18 protein-coding genes are annotated in these 18,215 nt (G+C 32.7%); 17 read left to right on the top strand and 1 reads right to left on the bottom strand.

What is annotated here, in order from left to right:
- Positions 1 to 78 precede the first annotated feature (78 nt).
- The 3 genes from ABD011_RS13970 (at position 79) to ABD011_RS13960 (ending at position 5,390) form a co-directional block, all read left to right on the top strand.
- A complete protein-coding gene (locus tag ABD011_RS13970; protein ID WP_343799219.1) occupies positions 79 to 2,616 on the top strand; it encodes a PIG-L family deacetylase in 2,538 nt (845 codons plus the stop codon).
- A gap of 103 nt (positions 2,617 to 2,719) precedes the next feature.
- Positions 2,720 to 4,420, top strand: a complete 1,701-nt coding sequence (locus tag ABD011_RS13965) for a sodium:solute symporter family protein (RefSeq protein ID WP_262733832.1) — start codon at positions 2,720 to 2,722, stop codon at positions 4,418 to 4,420.
- Positions 4,404 to 5,390, top strand: coding sequence for a Gfo/Idh/MocA family protein (locus tag ABD011_RS13960; protein WP_343799216.1), 987 nt, complete (start codon positions 4,404 to 4,406; stop codon positions 5,388 to 5,390). Before ABD011_RS13965 ends, ABD011_RS13960 begins: the two co-directional genes overlap by 17 nt.
- A gap of 50 nt (positions 5,391 to 5,440) precedes the next feature.
- Here the strand turns inward: ABD011_RS13960 and ABD011_RS13955 are convergent, their stop codons facing one another.
- Positions 5,441 to 6,286 (bottom strand): DUF2911 domain-containing protein, encoded by an 846-nt coding sequence (locus ABD011_RS13955; RefSeq protein ID WP_343799214.1) that lies wholly within the window; start codon positions 6,284 to 6,286, stop codon positions 5,441 to 5,443.
- Between the two features lie 264 nt (positions 6,287 to 6,550).
- Between ABD011_RS13955 and ABD011_RS13950 the strand changes: the two genes are divergently transcribed.
- The 14 genes from ABD011_RS13950 to ABD011_RS13885 all read left to right on the top strand — a co-directional run bounded on the left by ABD011_RS13950 (position 6,551) and on the right by ABD011_RS13885 (position 18,211).
- Positions 6,551 to 7,210 (top strand): TetR family transcriptional regulator C-terminal domain-containing protein, encoded by a 660-nt coding sequence (locus ABD011_RS13950; RefSeq protein WP_343799212.1) that lies wholly within the window; start codon positions 6,551 to 6,553, stop codon positions 7,208 to 7,210.
- An 11-nt stretch (positions 7,211 to 7,221) separates the two neighbouring features.
- Positions 7,222 to 8,535: an ABC1 kinase family protein gene (locus ABD011_RS13945; protein ID WP_343799210.1), complete on the top strand. Its 1,314-nt coding sequence runs from the start codon at positions 7,222 to 7,224 to the stop codon at positions 8,533 to 8,535.
- The gene (locus tag ABD011_RS13940) at positions 8,535 to 9,170 is read left to right on the top strand and encodes a flavin reductase family protein (protein ID WP_343799208.1); all 636 of its coding nucleotides are present in this window, start codon (positions 8,535 to 8,537) and stop codon (positions 9,168 to 9,170) included. The genes ABD011_RS13945 and ABD011_RS13940 overlap by 1 nt, the downstream gene beginning before the upstream one ends.
- A gap of 34 nt (positions 9,171 to 9,204) precedes the next feature.
- Entirely contained in the window at positions 9,205 to 10,629 is a 1,425-nt protein-coding gene (locus ABD011_RS13935) for an SDR family oxidoreductase (protein WP_343799206.1), read from the top strand.
- A 4-nt stretch (positions 10,630 to 10,633) separates the two neighbouring features.
- Positions 10,634 to 10,771, top strand: a complete 138-nt coding sequence (locus ABD011_RS13930; protein WP_343799254.1) for a DUF2256 domain-containing protein — start codon at positions 10,634 to 10,636, stop codon at positions 10,769 to 10,771.
- Positions 10,744 to 12,054 carry a DASH family cryptochrome gene (locus tag ABD011_RS13925; RefSeq protein WP_343799204.1) on the top strand — a complete coding sequence of 437 codons (1,311 nt, stop codon included), beginning with the start codon at positions 10,744 to 10,746 and terminating at the stop codon, positions 12,052 to 12,054. The genes ABD011_RS13930 and ABD011_RS13925 overlap by 28 nt, the downstream gene beginning before the upstream one ends.
- 48 nt (positions 12,055 to 12,102) lie before the next feature.
- A complete protein-coding gene (locus ABD011_RS13920; RefSeq protein WP_343799202.1) occupies positions 12,103 to 13,635 on the top strand; it encodes a cryptochrome/photolyase family protein in 1,533 nt (510 codons plus the stop codon).
- Complete coding sequence (locus ABD011_RS13915) at positions 13,635 to 15,119, top strand: cryptochrome/deoxyribodipyrimidine photo-lyase family protein (RefSeq protein WP_343799200.1); 1,485 nt, start codon at positions 13,635 to 13,637, stop codon at positions 15,117 to 15,119. Before ABD011_RS13920 ends, ABD011_RS13915 begins: the two co-directional genes overlap by 1 nt.
- A 106-nt stretch (positions 15,120 to 15,225) precedes the next feature.
- Positions 15,226 to 15,660, top strand: coding sequence for a hypothetical protein (locus ABD011_RS13910; protein ID WP_027878713.1), 435 nt, complete (start codon positions 15,226 to 15,228; stop codon positions 15,658 to 15,660).
- Positions 15,653 to 15,931, top strand: coding sequence for a TIGR03643 family protein (locus ABD011_RS13905; RefSeq protein WP_106678269.1), 279 nt, complete (start codon positions 15,653 to 15,655; stop codon positions 15,929 to 15,931). Before ABD011_RS13910 ends, ABD011_RS13905 begins: the two co-directional genes overlap by 8 nt.
- Positions 15,932 to 15,990: 59 nt before the next feature.
- Entirely contained in the window at positions 15,991 to 16,686 is a 696-nt protein-coding gene (gene folE / locus ABD011_RS13900; protein WP_343799194.1) for a GTP cyclohydrolase I FolE, read from the top strand.
- 4 nt (positions 16,687 to 16,690) lie between these two features.
- Positions 16,691 to 16,915, top strand: coding sequence for a hypothetical protein (locus tag ABD011_RS13895; RefSeq protein ID WP_131509076.1), 225 nt, complete (start codon positions 16,691 to 16,693; stop codon positions 16,913 to 16,915).
- 71 nt (positions 16,916 to 16,986) lie between these two features.
- Positions 16,987 to 17,670 carry an SDR family NAD(P)-dependent oxidoreductase gene (locus ABD011_RS13890; protein WP_131509075.1) on the top strand — a complete coding sequence of 228 codons (684 nt, stop codon included), beginning with the start codon at positions 16,987 to 16,989 and terminating at the stop codon, positions 17,668 to 17,670.
- A gap of 1 nt (position 17,671) precedes the next feature.
- Positions 17,672 to 18,211 (top strand): glutathione peroxidase, encoded by a 540-nt coding sequence (locus tag ABD011_RS13885; RefSeq protein WP_343799190.1) that lies wholly within the window; start codon positions 17,672 to 17,674, stop codon positions 18,209 to 18,211.
- Positions 18,212 to 18,215: the final 4 nt, after the last annotated feature.

Genomic DNA, 18,215 nt, shown 5'->3' with positions numbered 1-18,215 from the left:
TCACACGTTAAAGAAACATTAAAACCAGCAGATGCGCTGGTTTTCTTTTTATATTTATTGCCCACAAACCAAAAAACCATGCATAAAAAACTACTGTTTTCTTTTTTAGCAATTGCAATTTCTTCTTACTCAACGTTTGCTCAACAACCTAAAAAACCTAATAGTTCAGAAATATACGAATCCATACAAAAACTTAATTTTTTAGGTTCGGTACTCTACGTTGCTGCGCATCCTGACGATGAAAACACACGGTTAATTTCTTATATGTCCAACCACTTAAAAGCACGTACTGCTTACTTATCTTTAACACGTGGCGATGGTGGTCAAAACTTAATTGGACCCGAAATACGTGAACTTCTTGGAGTTATTAGAACACAAGAACTTTTAACTGCTCGTCGCATTGATGGTGGTGAACAACGTTTCACCAGAGCTAACGATTTTGGTTACTCCAAACATCCTGATGAAACTCTTGAAATTTGGAACAAAAACGAAGTGTTAAGCGATGTTGTACTTGCTATACGCCAATTTCAACCAGACGTTATCATTAACCGTTTTGACCATAGAAGTCCTGGTAGCACACATGGTCACCACACTAGTTCTGCAATGCTAAGTGTTGAAGCTTTTGATTTAGCAAACAACGCATCAGTTTATCCAGAACAATTAAAAACAGTAAGTCCATGGCAACCAAAACGTCAATTTTTTAATACTAGTTGGTGGTTTTATGGTAGTCAAGACGCTTTTGAAAAAGCCGATAAAACCAATTTATTATCCATTGATACTGGAGTGTATTTTCCGTTAAACGGATTGAGTAATCCTGAGATTGCAGCGCTTAGTAGAAGTCAGCATAAATCACAAGGTTTTGGGAGTTCTGGTAGTAGAGGCGAACAAATGGAATATATCGAACTAATTAATGGTTCGTTACCAACTGACAAAACCAATATTTTTGATGGTATTGACACTTCATGGAATCGTATTAAAGGCGGGAAAGCCATTGGAGACATTCTTTATCAAGTTGAAAAAGACTACGATTTTTCAAACCCTTCGGCATCCATTCCAAAGCTTGCTGAAGCCTATACCTTAATTCAAGATTTAGAAAATGAGCATTGGAAAACCATAAAATCTGAAGAAATCAAAAATATTATTGCTAATTGTGCTGGTTTGTTTCTTGAAGTTGTTGCTAATTCTAACCACGCAACAGCAAATTCTAAAGTGCCACTTTCTATTGAAATGATTAACAGAAGTGACGCAAACATTATGTTTACTGGCTTACAACTAAAAGATAGCGGAAGAAAAAAACGCCTTTATAAACGCTTTGCTTTAAAAGATAATATTGAAGAAAACCTTAAAGATACTATTCTCATTTCTTCGCGTCAGCTTCCAACTACACCATATTGGCTAACAAAAAAAGGTACTTTGGGCATGTACAAAGTTGAAGACAAAGCGTTAATTGGACATCCTGAAACACCTAGAGAATATACAGCAACTTTTAAATTAGAAATCAACCAAACACCTATAGAATTTACAAGACCTATAGTTTACAAAACCAACGATCCTGTAAAAGGTGAAGTTTATAAACCCTTTGAAATTATCCCTGAAGCCTCTGCTAAAGTATCTGAAAAGGTTATCATTTTTGAAAACGGTCAGCAAAAAGACATTCAGGTTGTGATAAAATCAGGAAAAGATAATCTTGAAGGTTATGTGCAAATTGCGCATCCACAAGATTGGAACATTTATCCTGAAAAACAAAAAGTATCAATTGCAAATAGTGGTCAGGAGCAAACATTAGTATTTACTGTTGTACCTCCTAAAAATCAAAGCGAAGGACTAATTACACCAATGGTTCATGTTGGTGACCAAGTGTTTACCAGAGAGCTTATTGAGATTGATTACGACCATATTCCGTATCAAACTGTATTACTTCCTAGCGAAAGTAAAATTGTAAGATTAGACATTAAAAAGAGAGGTGAAAACATCGCTTACATTGAAGGTGCAGGTGATGTAGTTCCTGAAAGCTTACAACAAATAGGTTATAATGTAGTGATACTAAAACCTGAAGACATTAACACAGAAACTTTAAGCAAGTTTGATGCTGTTGTAGTTGGTATTAGAGCTTACAACACAGTTGAAGACTTAAAATATAAACAACAAGAACTGTTTGATTATGTAGCCAATGGCGGAAACATGATTGTTCAATACAACACTAGCAGAGGACTAAAAACTAATAATTTAGCACCTTACAAATTACAATTATCTAGAGATCGTGTTACTGATGAGTTTGCTGAAGTTACGTTCTTAAACCCTGAACATCCACTTCTTAATTACCCTAATAAAATCACTACAAAAGATTTTGAAGGTTGGACTCAAGAGCGTGGGCTTTATTTTCCTAATGAATGGGCTAATGAGTTTACGCCTTTGCTTTCAATGCACGACAAAGGAGAAACTACTAAAGAAGGCAGCTTACTCGTAGCAAAGCATGGTAAAGGGTATTACATTTATACAGGATTAAGCTTTTTTAGAGAGTTTCCTGCTGGAGTTTCTGGTGCGTACCGTTTATTTGCCAATATGCTTTCTATTGGAAAAGAAGATATTTCAACCGAAGAAAGTTTAAAAAACTAATGGAACAGGACAACTACAAATGGCAAAAAATGTACACCTTAATTTTGGTAGCTAATGCCTTGTACATTTTGTTTTTCTACTTAATTACACAAGCTTACTAATTATGCAAACAATAGACTGGATTGTACTTTCATTAACCCTTTTTACTATTGTTTTATATGGTACTTGGCAAACTCGTGGTAGTAAAAATGTTGAAGATTACATAAAAGGTGGCAATACTGCACATTGGTGGACTATTGGACTCTCTGTAATGGCAACACAAGCAAGTGCTATTACGTTTTTATCAACTCCTGGTCAAGCGTTTAATGATGGTATGGGCTTTGTTCAATTTTATTTTGGACTTCCTATTGCTATGGTTATTATATGCATGGTGTTTATTCCATTATACCATCGACTTAAAGTATATACAGCTTACGAGTTTTTAGAAAACAGATTTGATTTAAAAACAAGAACTCTAACAGCAATACTCTTTTTAATACAAAGAGGTTTAGCTGCAGGAATAACCATTTTTGCACCTGCTATAATCTTATCGGTTGTATTAGGTTGGAATCTGCTTTTACTAAACATTATTATTGGTGTGTTGGTAATCATCTACACAGTTACAGGTGGTACAAAAGCTGTAAACGTGACTCAAAAACACCAAATGCTAGTTATTTTCTCAGGAATGATTGTCGCTTTTATTTTAATCATCAATAAGCTACCAGAAGACATCACCTTTAGCAATGCCATAGAAATTGCAGGAGCTAGTGGCAAAATGGATGTTTTAGATTTTTCATTCGATCTTAATAACCGTTATACCTTTTGGAGTGGAATTATTGGTGGTACGTTTTTGATGCTCTCCTATTTTGGAACAGATCAAAGTCAAGTACAGCGTTATCTTTCAGGAAAATCGGTTAAAGAAATGCAATTAGGACTCATTTTTAACGGCTTGTTAAAAGTCCCTATGCAGTTCTTTATTCTATTGGTTGGCGTTATGGTGTTTGTGTTTTATCAGTTTAATGAAGCTCCTTTAAATTTTAACCCTTTAGCTACTGAAACCGTTTTAAATTCAGAATACGCTGAAGACTACAAGCAACTTCAAACACAGCAACAAGAACTTTTTCACGTTAAAAAGGAAGCTATTAATTCGTTTAACACTACAGGAAAGTCCATTTCAAAATCTACAATTGCAAACTTCAATACCGAAAATGATAAACTAAGAGCCGAAGCAAGAGTTTTAATTGATAAAGCTGCTGAAGCCAAAAACCTAAAGATTGAAAGTAATGATAAAGACTACATGTTTATTTCTTTTATCTTGAAGAACCTTCCTCGTGGTCTTATTGGGTTGTTGCTTGCTGTTATTTTAAGTGCTGCAATGTCTAGTACTTCTAGTGAGCTCAACGCATTAGCATCTACAACAACTATAGATTTATACAAACGAAATGTAAGTGAAAAATCTGAAGCTGAAATGGTAAAAGCCTCAAAATGGTTTACTCTAGCTTGGGGATTAATGGCAATAGGTGTAGCCTGTGTTGCTAATTTAGCCGAAAACCTCATTCAGTTGGTAAATATCATTGGTTCTATTTTCTACGGAAATGTGCTTGGTATTTTCTTACTTGCTTTTTTCTTTAAACACGTTAAAGGAAATGCGGTTTTTATTGCTGCATTATTAACTCAAGTTATTGTTATTGCACTATTTTTCTTAAACCATTTTAGTCTTATCAACCTACCGTATTTATGGTTAAATTTTGTAGGTTGTCTTATTGTTATTGTATTAGCATTAGGCATTCAATTGAATCAAAAAACACATGTCACAACAAACTAAAACCATACGCTGGGGAATTATTGGTCTTGGAAAAATAGCCAATAAATTTGCCCAAGATATTTTAACTATTGACAATTGTCAATTATATGCTGTGGCGTCCCGAAGCCAAGAAAAAGCTAACGAATTTGCTAAAACTTATAATGCCGAAAAAGCGTACAACAGTTATGAAGATTTAGCTAAAGACCCAAATATTGACGCAGTTTATATTGCGACTCCACATGCACTCCATAAAGAAAATGCCATATTATGTCTAAAAAATAAAAAAGCGGTGTTATGCGAAAAACCTTTTGCTATGGATAAAAATGAGGTTGAAGAGATGATTACAGTAGCAAAAGAAAACAAAGTACTGCTCATGGAAGCCTTATGGACGTATTTTTTACCACATTACAAATTTGCGCTTCAACACCTTGAAGACAAAACCTTTGGAAACATCACAAAATTAGAAGCTGACTTTGGCTTTAAACCAACAGTTGACATGAATTCTCGCGTGTTTAAAAAGTCGTTAGGTGGCGGAAGTCTTTTAGATATTGGTATCTATCCTATTTTTGCAGCATTGTCTACTCTAGGTCAACCAAATACCTTAGAAACCAATGCTACTTTTTTTGAAAATGGTGTAGATTCGTCTTGTACAATAACTTTTGACTATAACAATTCTATAAAAGCGCATTTAAAAAGTACCCTTTTAGAAAAAACACCTACTGAAGCTATATTTTATTGCGAAAACGGAATTGTAAAAATAAACAGTCGTTTTCAAGAGCCTTCGACAGTGAGTTTAATTCCTAATGAAGGCAAAGAAGAACATTTCGATTTTGGATATACTACCAACGGTTATAATTTTGAAACCATACACTTTAACCAATTACTTAGAGATGGAAAAACAGAAAGTGATGTTATGTCGTTTCAATTTAGTAAAACTCTAATTACAATGTTAGATACTGTAAGACAAAAAATAGGTTTACATTATGAATAAAAAAAGCGCAACAATTGTTGCGCTTTTTTAGTATTATTATTGGTTTACAATTACATTGCTCCCCATTCTTTTAATGAATCTGTATTCATTTTCACATAATCATCATTTCCTGCTTCTTTGGCTGCAGCTAAAGATTTTTTTGCTGCTTCAATAGCCCCTTTTTTATCGCCTGCAGCAGCATAGATTAACGACTTTTTTCTTAATTGCCAAAATCTAGGAGTTTCTGTCAAAGACATTGATTTGTCTATCCACTCTTTAGCTTTATTAATATCTTTACCTTCTTCTAAATAATAAACAGCAGCTGCATAATAATCATTAGCACTCGGTCCATTCATTACTCTGTCAATAGAAGAGGTTACTTTTGTATCTGTTGGTACAGTAAACGGTACAGCAGCATAAGTTTTTTCCCAAATAAACTCTAATGCAGCACCACTATTTGATATTTGATTAACATCAATTGTATACGTTTCAACATTAAATGGTACTTCGTAAGTTTTAACAGTAGTTTTAACTGCTACTTTAGCATCATCCCAATTTTGAGGATTTCCCCAGTTATTTGTATCAGTGTAGAAAAATACTTCCCAAGAACCTTTCATAGGCTTAACAAAAATCGCATAAGAACCAGCCTTAAGTGTTTGTCCATCAATAGTAACATCATCACTAAATGTCACCATTGTATTTTTATTAGCTCCTGCTCTCCAAAGTTTATCATAAGGTACTAAATCTCCAAAAATAGCTCTTCCTTTTACTCCTGGACGAGAATACTCTAGAGTAACATCAGTTAAACCAACCCTTTGTTCAAGCTTACTAGCAGGACTAGATTGTGGTGTTTCAATTTGAGCATTCACGCTAAATGTAAACGCAATTGCCAAAGTGAGTAGTAATAGTTTTTTCATTTTTGATTAGATTTTGATTAGAATTAATGTATCGCTTTTAAAAAATTAAAATTACAAATTAGAAAGCCCTCTAGATGTTAACAAAACTATAAATTAACATTTCATACATCTTTTTACCAAATCAAAAAATACAAAGCTGGGTTTACATATAATGCTCTTTTTTGTGCTTGTCAAACAATAATTATCATTTCACATGTTAAGTTTTGTTTAATGTTTATAATTAAAAATTAAACATTTAGTATCTTTATAAAATATTTAAAAGACATGGCAAAACAAAAAACAATTACAAGTAACAATATCATAACCTTCTATATGGATTATGTTTTAGAGCATAACAAACGTCCAAAAACAGTATATGCTTTTGCTAAGAAACACAAATTTGAAGAGCAAAAATTTTATGCTTTTTTTGGTTCATTTGAAGCACTTGAACAACATATATTTAAAGCTTTTTTTGACAATACGCTAAAGGCTTTGAGTGCAAACGAAGATTACACCGCATTTAATTCTAGAAACAAACTGTTAAGTTTTTACTATACTTTCTTTGAAAACCTAACAGCTAATAGAAGTTATGTAAGGTATGCTTTAGAGCAACATAAGCAAAGTTTAAAAGGTTTAAAATTGCTTGCAGAATTAAAAAAAGCATTTACAAGTTATATAGAAAGTTTACAGATTGAGCTTCTAGAAGCTAAGCAAGAACAAATAAATAAAATTCAACGTCGTGGACTCAAAGAATCTGCTTGGATGCAATTATTATTAACCATCAAATTTTGGATGGATGACACGTCTCCATCTTTTGAAAAAACAGACATTTTCATAGAAAAATCTGTCAATACAAGTTTTGATGTATTAGACATTGCTCCAATAAAAAGCCTAATAGATTTTGGAAAGTTTATTTATAAAGAAAAATTTCAAATGAACTCTTAATTCTCATTCTATTGAAAACTATAGACAAAATACCTGTTTCAAAAATATCTCGTGCAACCAAATTAGTATCTACAGGTGCTAAAGTTGGTGTTAATTACCTAAAATATTATGGTGATAAGATTACAAAATCTGAAGTTGAAGCTAAAGAACGTTTAAATAAAAACAACGCAGACGATATTTACGACAGTTTAAAACAACTTAAAGGAAGTGCTTTAAAAGTGGCTCAAATGCTTAGTATGGAAAAAAGCATTTTACCACAAGCCTATGTAGAAAAATTCTCGTTAGCACAATTTTCTGTACCGCCACTATCGGCACCTTTAGTGAAGAAGACTTTTAAAAAATATTTCGGTCAATTACCAAGTCAAATCTTTGACACCTTCAATCTTAATTCGGTTAATGCAGCTAGTATTGGACAAGTGCATTTAGCAGAAAAGGATGGGAAAAAACTTGCTGTGAAAATTCAATATCCTGGTGTTGCAGAAAGCATTTCTAGCGATTTGGCTTTGGTAAAACCTATCGCTATCAAAATGTTCAATATTAAAGGAAAAGATAGTGATAAATACTTTAAAGAAGTCGAAAATAAATTAGTTGAAGAAACTAACTACATACTAGAAGTTAAGCAAAGTAAAGAGATTGTAAAAGCATGTAAACACATTCCTAACCTTAAATTTCCTGACTATTACGAAGATTTATCTTCAGAACGTATCATTACTATGGATTGGATGGAAGGCGAACACCTTTCTGAATTTACTGCACACAATACCAATCAAGAAGTAGCAAATCAAATTGGTCAAGCACTATGGGATTTTTATATGTACCAAATGCATGTGCTTAAAAAAGTACACGCAGATCCACATCCCGGAAACTTTTTAGTGTCCAAAAATGGCGAACTTATCGCGTTAGACTTTGGTTGTATGAAAATAGTACCTGAAGATTTTTACACACCATATTTTGAATTGGCAAAAAAAGAAAGTCTTGAAAACAAAGATATTTTCACTAAAAAAATGTTCGAATTAGAAATATTAAGAGAAGATGATAGCAAAGAAGAATTAGACTTCTTCTCTGCAATGTTTCATGAATTGTTAAGCTTATTCACCAAACCTTTTCATGTGGATACTTTTGATTTTTCTGATCCTGAATTTTTCAATGCTATTTCAGAAATGGGACAACGTTACAGTAAAAGTACAGAACTAAGAAAAATGAACGGTAATCGCGGATCTAAGCATTTTATTTACATTAACCGTACGTTTTTTGGATTGTACAATTTAATGTTCGATTTAAAAGCTAAAGGCATCAAAATCAATAACTTTCAAAATTTAAAATAATGAAGCATTTCAGTAAAAAACATATCGAAGAAATGCATCATTTATACCGCATTAATCTTATAAACAGTGTTTCAGGATTTAAAAGCGCTAATTTAATTGGCACAAAATCTAAGGATAATATCGAGAATGTTGCAGTGTTTAGTTCGGTAACGCATGTTGGTAGCAATCCGCCGCTTTTAGGTTTTTTTTGTAGACCAACAACAGTTTTACGCAACACTTACGAAAACATCAAATCAACTGGTGTTTACACGATTAATCACATTCATAAATCAATAATTGAAGATGCGCATCACACATCGGCTAAATACGATGCTAATATTTCAGAATTTGAAGTGACTAATCTCAATTCAGAATATAAAAATGAGTGTTTTGCACCATTTGTAAAAGATGCGCCAGTTCAGCTTCAAATGAAATTTGTTCAAGAGTATTTCATTAAAGAAAACGATACTATTCTTGTTTTAGGTGAAATTGAAAATCTTTTCATCAATGATAATTTATTAGAAAATGATGGCTTTGTAAATCTATCTAAAGCAGAAATAGCAACTATTAACGGATTAGACACTTACGCTATTCCTACTCTAGAAAAACGTTTAGAATACCAAAGACCTAAAACATCTTTAGCTAACAATCAATAAATGTAATTATCTGTAGACAAAAAAATCAAAACCTATGAGAATATTAGTAACAGGAGCAACAGGTTACATTGGTAAGCGTATTATTCCGTTACTTTTAGATCAAGGTCATACGGTAGTTTGCGCTGTACGCGGAAAATTACGTACGGAAAAAGCATATTCAGATGAAGAAAATCTTCATGTTGTAGAAGCCGATTTTTTAAAACCGGACACATTACAAAACATTCCTAAAGACATAGATGCTGCTTATTATTTAATACATTCTATGTCAAATTCTGTAGACAAGTTTCATAAGTTAGAAGAAGAATGTGCGTTAAACTTCAAAAATTATATCGAAACGACTAACGTCAAACAAGTTATTTACCTTAGCGGAATTACCAACGATACCAAACTCTCAAAACATTTATTATCCAGAAAAAACGTAGAAGATACTTTAAAATCTAATGTTTACGCATTAACCGTTTTTAAAGCAGGAATTATTGTTGGTTCTGGTAGCGCTAGTTTCGAAATTATTAGAGATTTAGTCGAAAAACTTCCTGTAATGATTGCGCCAAAATGGTTAAACACCAAAACACAACCAATTGGCATTAGAGACGTGTTAGCGTTTTTAACCAAAGGACTTGGTAAAGAAGAATTGTACAACACATCTCATGATATTTTTGGTCCAGAAATTATGACCTACAAGCAAATGTTATTACAATTTGCAGACATAAGAAAATTAAAAAGACACATCATTACTGTTCCGGTAATGACGCCAAAACTGTCAAGCTACTGGTTATATTTTGTAACATCAACATCTTACAAATTAGCCTCTTCTTTAGTAAATAGTATGGGTATCGAAATTATAGGAGAAAAAAGCAACATCAATCAATTTTTGGACATTAAACCTATAACATATAAAGAGGCTGTAAAAGTAGCTTTTGCTAAAATTGAAGGAAATGAAATTGTCTCTAGTTGGAAAGACGCTTTTATAAGTAGCCGAAACAAAAAAAGAGTTTCTACAAAATACCTTAAAGTTCCAAAATTTGGATGTTTCAAAGACATCAAAGAACGACAAGTAAAAGATGAAAACCGAACACTTGAAAAAATTTGGGCTATTGGTGGTGAAAATGGTTGGTATTACGGCACTACACTTTGGAAAATTAGAGGTTATTTAGACAAACTAGTAGGTGGTATTGGTTTACGTCGTGGTCGTACCAACCAAACCGACATCAAAACTGGTGATGCCTTAGATTTTTGGCGTGTATTATTAGCCGATAAAGAACAAAAACGCCTTATCCTTTTTGCCGAAATGAAATTACCTGGCGAAGCTTGGTTAGAGTTTCAAGTCGCAAAAGGTAAAGTTTACCAACGCGCTACCTTCAGACCACGCGGTCTATGGGGAAGACTCTATTGGTATAGTGTTTTACCGTTTCATGGATTTATTTTTAACGGAATGATAAATAAACTAGCCAATGCCTAGAAGAATAGCTAAAAAACACTTGCCAACAAAAATTTGTCCCGTTTGCCAACTACCATTTACATGGCGAAAAAAATGGGAAAAAAATTGGGATAACGTAAAATATTGTAGCGAAAAATGCAGAAGAAACAAGACACAAGCCTAGTTTGGTTTAAAAACGATTTAAGAATTCACGATAACGCGTCATTAACAAATGCTATTGGTAGTAATAATCGTGTTATCGCTCTATATTGTTTTGATCCAAGACAATTTGAAGATGATCCATTTGGCTTTAAAAAAACAGAAAAATACAGAGCTAAATTTTTAATAGAAACCGTAACCGATTTAAAAAACAATCTAGCTCAACTCAACATTCCGTTATTTGTATATACTATAAAACCTGAAAATTGTATTCCAGATTTGGTAGAAAACTATCAAATTAATCATATTTTTTTACAAGAAGAATGGACGCAAGAAGAAATTGATGTATTTAATAAGGTGAAAGAAAAGTTGCCTGAACACATCGAAATTTCAACAGGTTATAATCAGTTTTTATATCATCCAGAGGATATTCCTTTCAGTATAGAACAATTACCAAAAGTCTTCACAGCATTTAGAAAAGCTTGCGAAAAACAAAGTATAATACGACCAGAAACTTCTTTTCCAAATGAAAAAGTTAATGAAAACACTTTAGAAAATCCAACTTCAATTCCATCACTTTCTGATTTAGGTTTTGAAGATTTTGAAGTGCACCCAAATTCAGCATTTCCGTTTAAAGGTGGAGAAACTCAAGCATTAGAACGTTTAGAAGATTATTTTTTCAATGCTAAAAAATTAGGCGTTTATAAAAAAACTCGTAACGGATTGATTGGTAAAGATTTTAGTTCCAAATTTTCTCCTTGGTTAGCCAATGGAAGTCTTTCAGCTAAGCATATTTACTATCAAGTCAAGCAGTTTGAGAAAGCACATTTTAAAAACGATTCTACCTATTGGCTCATTTTCGAGCTTATTTGGCGTGACTATTTTAAATATGTGTCTTTAAAATTTGGTAATCAAATCTTTAAAATCGGTGGAATTTTAAACAAGGATTACGACTGGTCTAAAAATCAGCAAAAAATAAACGACTGGATAAACGCTAAAACATCTGAACCTTTTGTGAACGCTAACATGATTGAGCTTAAAAAAACAGGTTGGATGAGTAATCGTGGTAGACAAAATGTAGCGAGTTATTTTGCAAAATCCATGGAATTAGATTGGCGCATTGGTGCAGCGTATTTTGAGAGCTTACTGCTCGATTACGATGTGCACAGCAATTACGGTAACTGGATGTATGTTGCCGGTGTTGGTAACGATCCAAGAGACCGAAAATTTAACGTCAAACTTCAAGCAGAGCGCTACGATAGTAACGGTAAATACCAACGTTTGTGGTTGCAAGACACTTTATTTTAAAACACATTTATGTCAGTCTGAGCGCAGTCGAAGACTAAAAAAGATTTCATGAAAACACTTAGACTTATACTTGGCGATCAATTAAACAGCAAACACAGTTGGTACAAAACCAATGATAAAAATGTAGTTTATTGTCTATTTGAAATGCGCCAAGAAACCGATTACGTTACACATCATATTCAAAAAATAATTGGCTTTTTTGCTGCAATGCGTGCGTTTTCAAATCACCTTAAAACAAACAATTTTAAAGTTGTCTATTACAAACTAGACGATAAAGACAATACGCAGGATTTAGTCAAAAACCTAAAACAACTCATCAAAAAACACGACATTAAAAAGTTTGAATACCAACTACCAGATGAGTATCGAATAGATCAACAATTATCAGAGTTTTGCAAGTCTTTAGATATTGAATCTGAAGCGTTTTCAACGGAACATTTTTATACAGAACGCGAGGATTTAAAAGCCTTTTTTAAAGGAAAAAAGCAATATTTAATGGAGAATTTTTACCGTGATATGCGTAAAAAGCACGACATTTTAATGGCTGGAAAACAACCTGAAGGTGGTAAATGGAACTACGACAAAAGCAATCGCAATAAATGGAAAGGCGAACACCAAATTCCGACTTACAAATATTTTAAAAATGATGTTTCAAATATTGTCGAGTTAATCAAAAAAAGTGACATCAAAACCATTGGCAAATTTGACACTAAAACGTTTAGTTACCCAATTACCAGAGCGCAAGCGCTTGATCAACTTAAATATTTCTGTGAGGAATTGCTCATTCATTTTGGCGATTATCAAGATGCCATGCATACGGACGAAGTCTATTTATTCCATTCGCGACTATCGTTTGCGATGAATATCAAGCTTATTTCAGCAAAAAATATTGTAGATACTGTTTTAAATTATTGGCGAAAACATGGTGACAATATTGATATTTCTCAAGTTGAAGGTTTTATTCGTCAAATCATTGGTTGGCGAGAGTATATGCGCGGTATGTATTGGGCTTTAATGCCAGATTACAAAACCGAAAATCACTTAGAAAACACCAATAAAATTCCTGAATTTTATTGGACTGGAAATACTAAAATGAACTGCCTAAAAAATGCCATAACCAACAGTCTTGACAATGGTTACGCGCATCACATACAGCGTTTAATGGTGACTGGTAATTTTGCGTTACTAGCGCAAATTAATCCAGACGATGTTGATGCTTGGTATTTGGGTATTTATGTTGATGCTTTAGAATGGGTACAATTACCAAACACGCGTGGCATGAGCCAATTTGCAGATGGCGGAAAAATAGCCACAAAACCCTACGTTTCTAGCGGAAGTTACATCAATAAAATGAGTAATTATTGTGACAATTGCCATTACGATAAAAAGGAAAAATTAGGCGAAAAAGCATGTCCGTTTAACAGTTTATACTGGAACTTTTTAGATGACAAACGCAGCATTTTGGTCAATAACCGTCGTATGGGAATGATGTACAGCTTACTAGACAAAATGGAAAAAGACCAACTAGTAAACATCAAAAAACGTGCACAAAGTATCATTGAAAACCCTGATAATTTTTAATGAACAACAATCTTAGCATAGTTTGGTTAAAACGCGACCTTCGTTTACAGGATAACGAAGCCATTACCAATGCCATAAACACCAACCAAAGCGTGCTTCTCCTCTACACTTTCGAGGATTTTTTACTTCAAGATAAACATTACAGCCAACGTCATTGGGATTTTGTAAAGCAGTCTTTAGAGGATTTAAACCATCAGCTAAAAACTTATAATTCCAAAATATTAATAGTTAATAATTCTATTGAAAATACAGTTGAGCAACTTCAAAAGCAATTCAATATTACACACGTGTTTTCTCATATGGAAACAGGTATACTTTCAACGTTTAAAAGAGATATAGCTTTCTCGGAATTTTGCCGAACTCAACAAATAACTTGGTTAGAAAATATTAATAATGGTGTGCAACGCGGACTTAGAAACCGCAATACTTGGTTTGAAGATTGGGACGATTTTATGATACAACCAGAGTTTCAGTTTCTGCCAAAACAAAATCAGTTATTAAGTATTACTTCAATTGAAGCTTTAGAACTTCAGTTTAAAACCGTTTCAACAGAAACTATTCACAATAAAAATTTTCAAAAAGGTGGAACAACAACAGGAATAAAATACATGCAATCGTTCTTCAAAAATCGCTATAAAAACTACATGTTCCATATCTCGAAACCGTTGGAAGCTAGAACAGGTTGTAGCCGATTATCGCCTTACATAGCTTGGGGAAATTTATCAATAAAACAAGTTATTAATGCAGCTGGAATTGAAAGAGAAAAAGGTAAAAACAAGCGACATTTAAATGCGTTTGTATCACGTTTACGTTGGCAAGCACACTTTATCCAAAAGTTTGAAATGGAACATTCGATGGAATTTAAAAGTGTAAATAAAGGCTTTCATCAACTTGAAAAACCAGTAAACGTTGAATTTCAAAATGCTTGGAAAGTAGGCAAAACAGGTTTTCCGTTAGTAGATGCTTGCATGCGCTGCTTAAATACTACTGGCTATTTAAATTTTAGAATGCGTGCTTTAGTGGTTTCATTTTTCACACATAATCTTTGGCAACCTTGGCAAGATTTAAGCGAACACTTAGCGAGTTTATTTTTAGATTTTGAACCAGGTATACATTATCCGCAAATACAAATGCAAGCTGGCGAAACGGGAATTAATATGCTACGTATTTATAATCCGTTAAAAAATAGTCTGGAGCACGACCCTGAAGGTAAATTTATAAAACAATGGGTTCCTGAATTGGCAAATTTAGAAACTCCGTTTATACATAATCCCAGTGAAATAACTTATTTTGATCAGCAACTTACAGGCTTCATTTTAGGCAAACACTATCCTTACCCTATTGTAAATGAAAAAGAAACACGAAAAAAAGCTAGTGATATATTATGGGGACTTAAAGATGATTTTATAGTGAAACAAGAAAGCTATCGCATTTTAAAACGACATACATTAAGCAACCGTAATAGGATGATTAATAACCGATAGATTTTAATTATTATGCATCAAAAAATAATATGTTAAATATTGTTTAACTTATTTTTTAAAAGATTAAACATTTTGTAAATTTGATTAGAATCTTAAAGTTTAACTATTGCTTTTTAACACTTCTTATACCGATAAAGAAATTACTAAACAAATTAATAATTTGGTGGGTAAGCCTTTTTCCTTTATTAAAGCTATAAAATTAAAAGGTATCGGTTCTAAACGTATGATAATTGACGAGGTTAGTCCTAACCTACATACCATAGTTAATTTAGTTAACGATATAAATTACGGTAGTATTGAGTTAAGACCAAAAGGAATTTTGATTCATATTGGTAAAGGATTACAACGCTTTGCTTGGGTTATTCCATATTATAAACTAGTTATTTATAAAACAAATGGCGCAAGTATACATGCAGATGGAAAATTTATTCATTTTAGAAAAAATAAAACCTTTAAAGAAAATAAGCAATTTTTTAAAAAGCTATTAGATCAAAAAATAAATTTTGATAGTCAGTTTTCAACAATACCATATAATGAATAAGAATTTTACGATAAGAGAAATTGATAGAATTATTGAAATGGCTTGGGAAGATAGAACTACCTTTGATGCTATTGCTTTTCAGTTTGGATTAAAAGAACAAGAAGTCATAAACCTTATGCGCAGAGAGATGAAACCTAGTAGTTTTAGACTTTGGCGCAAACGTGTACAAGGAAGAGCTACTAAACATCAAAAACTTAGATCTTTTGAAAATGGAAGATTTAAATGCAGTAGACAAAAACAAATTACACACAATAAAATATCTAAACGTTAGATAAAAACAACCAACCTGCTTTGTTTCAATTATTGAAAACAGCAATTAAAAAAGATGCTATGAATAAAGAAAAATTAGTAACTCAAACCAACGGACACAAATTAAATGGATTTTCTATTGAAGATATCGGTGATGATCATTTATTTACCAGTCTAGAAACACCAATGAAAAAAGATGCATTTAAAATTTCTGATGAAGAAAAAAAAGAACGTATCTCTATTCTTTTTGAAGAAATTATGGATGTTCTTGGTTTAGACCTAACCGACGATTCATTAAAAGGTACACCAAAACGTGTAGCAAAAATGTATGTTGAAGAAATCTTTTCTGGACTTAATCCTGCCAATAAGCCAAAAATAGCTTTGTTTGATAATAAATATCAGTACAACCAAATGCTAGTAGAAAAAGATATAACCTTTTATTCTAATTGCGAGCATCACTTTGTCCCAATTATAGGTAAAGCCCACGTAGCTTACATATCTTCAGGAAAAGTAATTGGTCTTTCTAAACTTAACAGAATTGTACAATATTATGCAAAAAGACCTCAAGTACAAGAACGTTTAACTAATCAAATTGGCGAAGATTTAAAACAAATTTTAAATACAGAAGACGTAGCAGTTATCATAGATGCTAAACATCTTTGTGTATCATCAAGAGGTATTAAGGATGATACTTCTGCAACAGTAACAACATATTACGGTGGACAATTTAATACTGCCGAAAAAATTACAGAATTACACAACTATATAAATAATTGAAATTATGGAACTTATATCTCAAGCCTTAGAATTCGAGAAAACCAAAATGAAATCACTCTCTACGAGTGATCGTGTCAAAATTTCACGTGAAGCCAAACGTTTAATTTTAGCATTAAATCAAATTTATAAAGAAAAGAAAGACGAATCGATTATGGATCTGATGAAACGTCTTACAAAAATCAAGCAAAAAGTAGAGAAACGGTTAAAAGGAAAACCTTTAACTGCTTAATTTAAAATTTAATATAGACATATTGAGTATGTATTTAAAATACATCAATTACGCCTTTTAAAATTAATATAATGAAAACATACATCGTTATTGGTGGTAGTAGAGGTATTGGTAATGCTTTAGTTAAAATTTTACTTAAAAATCACAAAGTCATAAACATCAGCAGAAGCCAACCAAAAGTCTCAGATAAAAATCTCATACATCATAATTGTGATGTGCTAAAAGACGAACTTCCAGAAATTGAAGCTGCAGATGGACTGGTCTATTGTCCAGGAAGCATCAATCTCAAACCTATTGGACGTTTTAGTTTGGACGAATTTAGAGATGATTACGAAATCAACGTCATTGGTGCTGTAAAATCCATTCAAGCATACTTGAAAATCCTTAAAAACGGAAAACATCCATCTATTGTACTTTTTAGTACGGTAGCTGCAAAACTAGGAATGCCTTTTCACGCAAGCGTCGCAGCAGCAAAATCTGGAGTTGAAGGCTTGGTCAAATCTTTGGGAGCAGAATTGGCAACTTCTTTGAGAATCAATGCCATTGCACCAACGGTTACCAATACAGATTTGGCTTCAAAACTCTTGCGAAATGATAAAATGATTGAAAACATTACCGAACGTCATCCCATGAAAAAAATCTTGGAACCTCAAGAGGTGGCTGATATGGCAAAATTTTTATTGTCTGAAAAATCAAGTGCCTTTTCAGGACAAGTTTTTGAAATGGATTATGGTATAGTGAGCTCTAAAATATAGTATGAATCCTCTAAAAATTTTCATGGCAACCTTATTTTCAACCTCTAGTGCTTCAAATGAAATCCATTTGACATCCATATACGATATTCCCATTTTAGGACTAAACGGAAAACCTATTCAACTCTCTGAGTATAAAGGTAAATATATGCTATTTGTTAATGTCGCTTCAAAATGTGGATTTACATCGCAATACAAAGCACTTCAAGAACTTTATGAAATGTATCAAGACAAACTTATTGTTATTGGTGTGCCTTGCAACCAATTTGGAAATCAAGAACCTGGAAACGCCAATGAGATTGAATCATTTTGCGAAGTTAACTATGGTGTCACTTTTCCACTTACCAAAAAAATAGACGTTAAAGGCAAAAATCAACATACTTTATACCAATGGCTCACACAAAAAACACGAAACGGAACTAAGAATTCCACGGTTAAATGGAATTTCCAAAAATATCTCGTAAATCCAAATGGAGAGTTCATTGATTATTATTTCTCTTTGACTTCGCCCACAAGTTCAAAAATTACCAAACATTTAAAATAGATTG

It is taken from the genome of Gaetbulibacter jejuensis (assembly GCF_039524015.1).
Classification (GTDB): domain Bacteria; phylum Bacteroidota; class Bacteroidia; order Flavobacteriales; family Flavobacteriaceae; genus Gaetbulibacter_B; species Gaetbulibacter_B jejuensis.
This window is presented reverse-complemented; position numbering and strand designations above follow the sequence as displayed.

Excerpts from the sequence above, each read along its gene's own strand:
- ABD011_RS13905 (WP_106678269.1), top strand. The coding sequence starts at position 15,653 with ATGAATAAGAATTTTACGATAAGAGAAATTGATAGAATTATTGAAATG.
- ABD011_RS13935 (WP_343799206.1), top strand. The coding sequence starts at position 9,205 with ATGAGAATATTAGTAACAGGAGCAACAGGTTACATTGGTAAGCGTATT.
- ABD011_RS13965 (WP_262733832.1), top strand. The coding sequence starts at position 2,720 with ATGCAAACAATAGACTGGATTGTACTTTCATTAACCCTTTTTACTATT.
- ABD011_RS13920 (WP_343799202.1), top strand. The coding sequence starts at position 12,103 with ATGAAAACACTTAGACTTATACTTGGCGATCAATTAAACAGCAAACAC.
- ABD011_RS13890 (WP_131509075.1), top strand. The coding sequence starts at position 16,987 with ATGAAAACATACATCGTTATTGGTGGTAGTAGAGGTATTGGTAATGCT.
- ABD011_RS13950 (WP_343799212.1), top strand. The coding sequence starts at position 6,551 with ATGGCAAAACAAAAAACAATTACAAGTAACAATATCATAACCTTCTAT.
- ABD011_RS13885 (WP_343799190.1), top strand. The coding sequence starts at position 17,672 with ATGAATCCTCTAAAAATTTTCATGGCAACCTTATTTTCAACCTCTAGT.
- ABD011_RS13940 (WP_343799208.1), top strand. The coding sequence starts at position 8,535 with ATGAAGCATTTCAGTAAAAAACATATCGAAGAAATGCATCATTTATAC.
- ABD011_RS13970 (WP_343799219.1), top strand. The coding sequence starts at position 79 with ATGCATAAAAAACTACTGTTTTCTTTTTTAGCAATTGCAATTTCTTCT.
- ABD011_RS13955 (WP_343799214.1), bottom strand. The coding sequence starts at position 6,286 with ATGAAAAAACTATTACTACTCACTTTGGCAATTGCGTTTACATTTAGC.
- folE (WP_343799194.1), top strand. The coding sequence starts at position 15,991 with ATGAATAAAGAAAAATTAGTAACTCAAACCAACGGACACAAATTAAAT.
- ABD011_RS13895 (WP_131509076.1), top strand. The coding sequence starts at position 16,691 with ATGGAACTTATATCTCAAGCCTTAGAATTCGAGAAAACCAAAATGAAA.
- ABD011_RS13925 (WP_343799204.1), top strand. The coding sequence starts at position 10,744 with ATGCAGAAGAAACAAGACACAAGCCTAGTTTGGTTTAAAAACGATTTA.
- ABD011_RS13915 (WP_343799200.1), top strand. The coding sequence starts at position 13,635 with ATGAACAACAATCTTAGCATAGTTTGGTTAAAACGCGACCTTCGTTTA.
- ABD011_RS13960 (WP_343799216.1), top strand. The coding sequence starts at position 4,404 with ATGTCACAACAAACTAAAACCATACGCTGGGGAATTATTGGTCTTGGA.